The 2581-nt window shown below is 69.5% G+C and carries 1 protein-coding gene; it reads left to right on the top strand.

All coding sequences use genetic code 11. The features are described 5' to 3' along the window. Window positions 1-60 precede the first annotated feature (60 nt). On the top strand, window positions 61-2581 hold a 2521-nt coding region (locus tag ACYVOO_RS36910; RefSeq protein ID WP_461020105.1), incomplete at its 3' end, for a condensation domain-containing protein.

Below are 2581 nucleotides of genomic sequence, written 5' to 3'. Positions count from 1 at the left end.
AGGGCGGGGGCGGCGTATCTGCCGGTTGATGGTGCGTTGCCGGGCGATCGGGTGGAGTTCATGCTCGCCGACGCCGGGGTGGGTGTGGTGGTCGGTGCGCAGGAGTTGGCGCAGTCGGCGGATGCTGTGGATGCGTCGCCTGAGGCGGTGGCGGTGGATCCGTCGGGGTTGGCGTATGTGATCTATACGTCGGGTTCGACGGGTGTGCCGAAGGGTGTGGCGGTCACGCACGGGTCGTTGGCGAATTATGTGTGTTCGGTGTCTGAGCGGTTGGGCTGGACCGAGGCGGGGGTGAGGTATGCGTTGTTGCAGGCGCAGGTGACGGATCTGGGTAACACGGTGGTGTTCTCCAGCCTGGCGACCGGCGGTGAGTTGCATGTGCTGGATGAGGAGTCGGTCACTGATCCGGAGGCGGTTGCCGGGTATGTGGCTGAGCAGAACATCGACGCGTTGAAGGTGGTGCCGTCGCATCTGCGGGCGTTGGCGTCCGTGGTGGGTATCGAGCCGTTGTTGCCCGCACGGTCGGTGGTGTTGGGCGGTGAGGCTGCGAGTCCTGGGTGGGTGCGGGAGTTGGTGGAGGCGGCTGTTGCCGGGGGTCGGCGGGTGTTCAACCATTACGGTCCGACGGAGACGACCATCGGTGTTGCCACTGTCGAGCTGACCCCGGAGTTGGTGGCTGGTGGGGTGGTGCCGGTCGGTACCCCGATCGCCAACACCCGCATGTACGTCCTGGACGATGCCCTCCAGCCGATGCCCGTCGGCGTGGCCGGTGAGCTCTACGTCGCCGGTACGGGCCTGGCGCGCGGATATGTGAGCCGTCCGTCACTGACGGGTGAGCGGTTCGTGGCGTGCCCCTTCGGCCCGGGTTCCGGTGAGCGGATGTATCGCACCGGGGACCTGGCCAGGTGGAGCCCGGAGGGGCAGTTGGTGTTCGCCGGGCGTGCGGATGAGCAGGTCAAGATCCGTGGCTTCCGGATCGAGCCGGGCGAGATCGAAGCCGCCTTGCTGACCCACCCGGACGTGACCCAGGCGGCGGTGGTCGCCCGTGAGGACACCCCGAGTGACAAGCGCCTGGTCGCCTACGTCGTCGCGGCGGACGGGGGCGAGCCGGACGGCCTGCGGGAGTTCGTCGCGGCCAGGCTGCCCGACCACATGGTTCCGGCGGCCGTCGTCTCGCTGCCGGAGTTGCCGCTGACGGCCAACGGCAAGCTCGACCGCAAGGCACTGCCCGCCCCCGAGTACGCCACCGGCACGGGGCGCGCCCCGGCCACACCAGTGGAAGTGGCCCTGTGTGCGGCGTTCACCGAGATTCTGGGCCTGGAGTCCGTCGGCGTCGACGACAACTTCTTCGAACTCGGCGGGCACTCCCTGCTGGCCGTCCGCCTGGCGTCCCGTATCCGCGTCGCCCTCGGAGCGGAGCTGTCGCTGCGTTCGCTGTTCGAGGCACCGACCGTCGCCGGGTTGGTCCCCCGCATCACGGGCGCCGGGTCCGAACCGGCGCGGCTGCCCCTGCGGGCCGGGGTACGTCCGGACCGCGTTCCGTTGTCGTTCGCGCAGCGGCGGCTGTGGTTCCTGGCCCAGCTAGAGGGCCCCAGCCCGACGTACAACCTGCCGACGATGATGCGGTTGGACGGCGACGTGGATGCCGCCGCGATCGGAGCAGCGCTTCGGGACGTGATCGTGCGGCACGAGTCCCTGCGGACGATGTTCCCGCAGGCGGATGGCGAGCCGTACCAGCGGATCGTGGACTCGCACGAGCTGGACTGGGAGCTGTCGCTGACACAGGTGACGTCCGAAGGGCTGGCGGAGGCGGTGGACCAGGCGTCGCGGCGCGCCTTCGACCTCACCACCGAACTGCCGATCCGTGCCTGCCTGTACCAGGTTGGGCCGGATGAGCAGGCGCTGCTGATCGTGGTGCATCACATCGCCAGCGATGGCTGGTCGCGTGGTCCATTGGGCCGTGACCTGTCGACGGCGTATGAGGCGCGGCGGCGCGGCCAGGTCCCGGACTGGGAGCCGTTGCCGGTGCAGTACGCCGACTACGCGTTGTGGCAGCGGAAGTTGCTGGGCGAGGAGTCGGACCCGGACAGTCTGCTGTCGCGGCAGGTGGAGCACTGGCGGCAGGCGCTGGCCGGTGCCCCGGAGGAGTTGACGCTGCCGACCGACCGTCCGCGACCGGCCGTGGCGAGCCATGTCGGGTACGAGGCCCCGGTTCGGCTGTCGGCGGCCGTGCATGTGCGGCTGGTGGCGCTGGCGCGTGCCGAGGGTGTGACGACGTTCATGGCGGTGCAGGCCGCGTTGGCGGTGCTGTTGTCGCGGCTCGGTGCCGGTACCGATATCCCGATCGGTTCGGCGGTGGCCGGTCGCACCGATGAGGCGTTGGACGACCTGGTCGGGTTCTTCGTCAACACGCTGGTGATCCGTACCGACCTGTCCGGGGACCCGGAGTTCCGGCAGGTCCTGGCGCGGGTGCGGGAAGCCAGCTTGGACGCCCTGGCCCATCAGGATGTGCCGTTCGAGCGGCTGGTGGAAGAGCTGGCACCGTCCCGCTCGATGGCGCGGCACCCGCTGTTCCAGGTGA

It is taken from the genome of Streptomyces daliensis (assembly GCF_054782395.1).
The sequence above is the reverse complement of the archived record's forward strand: the minus strand, read 5'-3'. Positions and strand labels throughout refer to the sequence as shown.